This window comes from Mesorhizobium sp. M7D.F.Ca.US.004.03.1.1 (genome assembly GCF_003998635.1).
In the GTDB taxonomy this organism is placed as follows: Bacteria; Pseudomonadota; Alphaproteobacteria; order Rhizobiales; family Rhizobiaceae; genus Mesorhizobium; species Mesorhizobium loti.
Map to the genome: position 1 here is coordinate 1 of NZ_RZQG01000419.1, position 5,133 is coordinate 5,133.

The following is a 5,133-nucleotide window of genomic DNA, read 5'->3' on the forward strand; positions in this document are numbered from 1 at the left end:
CAACCCAGCTCGACACAGCGCTGGTCTTCGCGGCGCTGCTGCTCGTTTCCGTGCTTGGCATCGCCTTTTACTACGCCGCCGAAATTCTCGAACGCATCGTGGTGCCGTGGGCGCCGAAATTCAGCCAGTCCTAGGCCCGCTCGATCAACCAAATTCATAAAAGGGAACAAAAAATGCTGAGACGCTCACTTATCAAGGCCGCTACCGTCGCGGCATTTGTCACAGCACTCGGCTTTTCCAGCGCTGCTCTGGCTGCCGACAAGGTCAACGTCCAGCTCGACTGGGTGGTGCGCGGCAATCACGCATTGTTCTTCGTCGGCAAGGAAAAGGGCTTCTTCGCAAAGAACGACATCGATGTGGCCGAGATCCGCAAGGGATCCGGCTCGCCGGACGCAATGCGGCTGGTGGGCAATGAGAACGCGGACTTCGGGTTCGGCGATCTTCCCACGCTTGCCGTCGCACGGTCGCAGAATGTTCCGGTCGTGGCGCTGGTGGCCGTCAATCAGCACTCGCCGCTGGGCATCATTTCGCTGACCAAGACACTGAAGCTCACCAAGCCGTCCGACCTCAAGGGACTGACCATCGGAATTCATCCGGCCGGCTCCACCTACATCTTCTTCAAGGGCTTCCTGGCCGCCAATGGCCTGACCGAAAAGGACATGACGCTGAACAGCGTCTCGCCGCCCTATGAAAGCTATCTGCTTCTAGGCCGGGTTCAGACGGTCGTCGGCTATGTCGACGCCGAGGTTCCCGAACTTGAGGCCAAGGCCGGCGGCCCAGGCTCGCTCAGCATCATGATGGGGGCGGACTACGGCTGGAAGGCCTATGGCTCGGGCCTGTTCACCTCGCAGGCGATGATCAAGGACAAGCCTGATGTCGTGCGCCGCTTCGTCAAGGCCTACCGGGAGGCGTTCGACTATGTCGTCGCGCATCCGGAAGAGGCTGCCGAGATCACCGCCAAGGCAGCACCCGGCTATGCGGACAAGAAGGGTGTGCTGCTGGCGCAGATCAACGCCGACATCGCATCAACGTTCAGCAGCCCCGACACCAAGGAACACGGTCTCGGCTGGATGACGAAGACACAGTGGGAGGAGACCTTGAAGACGCTGACGGATCAGGGCGTGCTCAAGGCGGCTCTGTCGGCGGACGATGTCTTCACCGACACATTCCTGGCGAAGGAATAGGGCGCACGATGTTCAAACGGGCAGGTCGATGAGCGCCTACCGGCAGACCAGACTGTCCTGCGCCATGGCGCAGGACACATCACGCTTGCCTTTCGCCGCATCGGTGCGGTCGAGCGTGACCTGCACGCGGGTGGCATATGCGCGGCCCTCTAGACCGCACCATAGCCGCTCGACGGGCAGGTTCTCGCGCTTGTCGTTGAGGATCGTGAACGTGCCGGTCCTCGCATCGAACCAGAGTTCGATGCGAGCGCTCTTGCCCGGTTCGACCGTTGCGATCCCGGCCGAATACCAGTGGGCGAAGTCGGCGTTGCAGGACAGGCCTTCGCTGCCCGCATTCGAAATCGTCAACGGAACCATGTCGAGCCCGTCAGTGCCGGTGCGGACGGTGACATGGTGCAACTCAACCGCGTTGGCGAAGGACGATAACGCCAACATCACCGGAAGGGCATAACGGATCTTCACTTTGCCTGAGCTCCATATGTAATTTTTCCCTAGGCAGTCTATCTCGCTTTCGCGCAATAACAATAAGAATATTGATTGGTAAAACAACAGAGAGGGTAACATGTTAAAGCTTCTTAAGAGCAGTATAAGTGCAGTTATATTGACTGGTGTCTTGATGAGCGGCGCGCTTGCCGGCGAGGTCAAGTCGATCGCCATCCTGACGCCCGAAGAAGGCACGGACTATGGCTGGAACCAGCAAGGCATCGACGCCGCCAAGGCGGCGGGCAAGGCCGCCGGCGTCGAAGTGGTCGTGGCCCAGGGCCTCGGCTATGGCGACGTTCGTCCGACCTTGCGGGAACTTGCCTCCGACGGCGCCAGCCTGCTGATCGCCCATGCCAGCGGCTACAACACCTCGGCTCCCGAAATCGCCAAGGAACTGAAAGTTCCGGTGGCGATCGTCGACACGCCGAACGGCCTGGAGAAGGGCCTCGTCGCCGACTACACGCTGAGCGGCCACGAGGGCGCCTATCTCGCCGGTCGCCTCGCCGCCAAGGTGTCGCGCTCCAAGTCGGTCGGCATCGTCGTCTCGGGCGAACCGCCATCATGGAATTCGCAGTCGGCAGCGTTCGCGCAAGGCGTGAAGGCGGAAAACCCGGACGTCAAGATCACCTATGCGGTGATCGGCCCGGCCGCCTACAGCGATGCGGCCGGTGGCAAACGCGTCACCGAAAGCGTGATCGCATCGGGCGCCGACATCATCTTCGGCCAGGGCAACGGTTCGAGCTTCGGCATGCTGCAGGCTGTCGAGACGACCAAGGCAGCCGATGGCGGCAAGGTCTATTTCATCGACGTCATCGGCGACAAGTCGCCGATCGACAAGGGCTTCCTGCTGTCGTCGGTGGTGTGGAACATCGAGCCGGTCTATGCGGCGATGATTGCCGACCTGAAAGCCGACACGTTCGGCACCAAACACTATACGATCGGCCTCAAGGACGACTCGGTCAAGCTGCTGAAAACCGCTGCGATCCCGGATAATGTCTGGACGGAAATCCAGGCGCTGCGCGAAGACGTCATTTCCGGCAAGATCAAGGTCGATCCGGTCTATGACGCAGCCGCCGTCAGGGCACTGATGACCAGCGTCGCCCAGTAAGGCGATCACGGTCAGCTGCCGGAGGGGTGATCCGTTCACCCCTCCGGACGATTCCCGTTTTTTGGTGCTGGGCTTTCATGAGCAGTCTTTCTTCATCGTCCGTTGCCGGGCGCGACATTGTCGCGCTTGAAGGCGTGACCAAACGGTTCCCCGGCATAGTCGCCAATGACAGCGTCGACCTGTCGATCCGCCCGGGCGAAGTGCATGTGCTGCTGGGCGAGAACGGCGCTGGAAAATCGACATTGATCGGCATGCTGTCCGGCCTGCAGCAGCCGGATGAAGGACGCATATTGGTCGACGGCAAACCGACCCCGATCACCTCGCCGCGCCATGCGCTGGCACTCGGCATCGGCACCGTATTCCAGCATATGATGCTGGTGCCGACGCTGACGGTGGCGGAAAACCTCTTGCTTGGCGGGCCGTGGTGGCGCCGCCCCAGGACCGAGGAACTGGCGGCGCGGGTCGCCGAGATCACCAGCACGCTCGGCATCACCGTCAAGCTGCATGCCAAGGTATCGGAGCTGTCGCTCGGCGAGCAGCAGCAGGTCGAGATTCTGCGCGCGATGCTGCGCAACAGCCGGTTGCTCATCCTTGACGAGTCCACCTCCATGCTGACGCCGAAAGGCATCAACGAACTGGGCGCGCTGATGCGCCGCCTCGTCGAGCAGGGCCTGGCGATCGTCTTCATCACCCACAAGCTCAAGGAGGCGGCTGCCTTCGGCGACCGCATCTCGGTGCTGAAGCTCGGCCGCAAGGTCGGCGAGATCCCGCCCGAGCGGTTTCGTGCGCTGGGCGAACAGGAGATCATCTCGGAGATCGTGGAATTGATGTTCGGCAAGCAGAAGGATGACCCGGAAGCTGTCGAGCGTCCTGTCCGCACTGCCCGCGCCGGAACGGCCCCGCTGCTTCAGGTCGCGGATCTGACGGTTGCACCGACGGACAATGCGCCAGGCCTGTCGTCGATCTCCTTCGACATCCGCCCGGGTGAGATCCTGGGCATCGCCGGCATCGACGGCAACGGCCAGAAGCAGCTGGCGGAAGCGCTGGCCGGCCAGCGCACAGCCACCAGCGGCTCGGTGCGGCTGGACGGCGCCGCCATCGAGACGCTGAGCGTCGGCGAGCGCCGCCGGCGCGGCCTTCGCTACCTGACCGACGACCGGCTGGGCGAGGGCACTGTCGGCACCTTCCCCGTCTCGATCAACTTCTTCCTCAAGCAGGTCGGCGCGGCCCCGTTCTGGCGCAACGGCGTCGAGCAGCGCGCGGAGATCGACAAGCGCGCCGCCCAGCTCGTGCGCGAATACGATGTGCGCACGCCGAGCCTGAAGACGCCGGTCGCGCGGCTGTCCGGCGGCAACATCCAGAAGGTGCTTCTGGCGCGAGAACTGGCTGAGGGCGCCAAGGTGGTCATCTTCAACAAACCGACCTATGGGCTCGATCTCGCCAACACATTGGCGTCGCGCCAGCGCATCCGCGACACGGCAGCGCGTGGCCTTGCCGTGCTGCTGATCTCCACCGACCTCGAGGAATTGCTTGGTATGTGCGACCGTATAGCCGTCATCGCGAACGGAGCGCTGGTCGGTACCGTCGAGAATGCCGACGACGCCCGCACCAAGGTCGGTCGCCTGATGATCGGACTTGCCGCATGAGCATCGACACCGCACCCACGGTCAGTGCTACTGCACTCGATGCCACGAGCGGGACAGTGACACGCCGCGACATCCTGCATCGGATGCTGATGACGCTCGGCCCGATCCTTGCCGCTCTCGTCATAGCCGGCTGTATCCTGCTTGCAGTAGGCGTCGACCCGCTCGCCTATTATGGCTTCGTGCTGGAGAAAGGACTGTTCTCGCCGCTCGGCATCCAGCAGACGCTGACGCGCATGGCGCCGCTGCTGTTTCTTGCCGCCGGCCTGATCGTGGCCTTTCGCGCGGGCATGTGGAATCTCGGCGGCGACGGGCAGTTCCTACTTGGCGCGGTGACGGCGGCGGCCAGCGCTCCCGTGTTCGTGCAGATCATGCCAGCCTGGCTGGCGCTGTTCTGCTCATTCCTCATCGCCATGGTGGTGGCGATGATCTGGTCGCTGGTGCCGGCCCTGCTACGTGCCTATCAGGGCGTCAACGAGATCATCACCACGCTGATGATGACGTTCCTCGGCACGTCGCTCGCCAATGTGCTGGTCAAGCTGGCGTTTCGCGACCCGAACACGACCGTGCCGCAGACGCGCACGCTGCCGGTGGAAGACCGGTTGCCGCGACTGTTCGAAACGACCATCACCAGTGGCCTGCTGCTTGGGCTGGCGGCGATCGTCATCGTGCATCTGGTGATGACGCGCACGGCGTTCGGGCTGAAGCTGAGGAT

5 protein-coding genes are annotated in these 5,133 nt (G+C 62.8%); 4 read left to right on the top strand and 1 reads right to left on the bottom strand.

Features of this window, described 5'->3' with window-relative positions; translation table 11 throughout:
* Nucleotides 1–173 precede the first annotated feature (173 nt).
* Nucleotides 174–1,184, top strand: a complete 1,011-nt coding sequence (locus EN935_RS21565; protein ID WP_127264588.1) for an ABC transporter substrate-binding protein — start codon at nt 174–176, stop codon at nt 1,182–1,184.
* Between the two features lie 36 nt (nt 1,185–1,220).
* On the opposite strand, the gene EN935_RS21570 is transcribed toward EN935_RS21565, so the two are convergent.
* Complete coding sequence (locus EN935_RS21570; RefSeq protein ID WP_127264587.1) at nt 1,221–1,646, bottom strand: hypothetical protein; 426 nt, start codon at nt 1,644–1,646, stop codon at nt 1,221–1,223.
* Nucleotides 1,647–1,800: 154 nt separating this feature from the next.
* On the opposite strand from EN935_RS21570, the gene EN935_RS21575 reads away from it, so the two are divergent.
* From EN935_RS21575 to EN935_RS21585, 3 genes are all read left to right on the top strand, one after another.
* A complete protein-coding gene (locus tag EN935_RS21575) occupies nt 1,801–2,775 on the top strand; it encodes a BMP family protein (RefSeq protein WP_245462910.1) in 975 nt (324 codons plus the stop codon).
* 77 nt (nt 2,776–2,852) lie between these two features.
* Nucleotides 2,853–4,421 (top strand): ABC transporter ATP-binding protein, encoded by a 1,569-nt coding sequence (locus EN935_RS21580; protein WP_127264585.1) that lies wholly within the window; start codon nt 2,853–2,855, stop codon nt 4,419–4,421.
* The coding region (locus EN935_RS21585) for an ABC transporter permease (protein WP_164771249.1) at nt 4,418–5,133 on the top strand (716 nt) is incomplete at its 3' end. The genes EN935_RS21580 and EN935_RS21585, both read left to right, overlap by 4 nt.

Coding starts and splice junctions, on each gene's coding strand:
- EN935_RS21565 (WP_127264588.1), top strand. CDS start 174: ATGCTGAGACGCTCACTTATCAAGGCCGCTACCGTCGCGGCATTTGTC.
- EN935_RS21575 (WP_245462910.1), top strand. CDS start 1,801: ATGAGCGGCGCGCTTGCCGGCGAGGTCAAGTCGATCGCCATCCTGACG.
- EN935_RS21580 (WP_127264585.1), top strand. CDS start 2,853: ATGAGCAGTCTTTCTTCATCGTCCGTTGCCGGGCGCGACATTGTCGCG.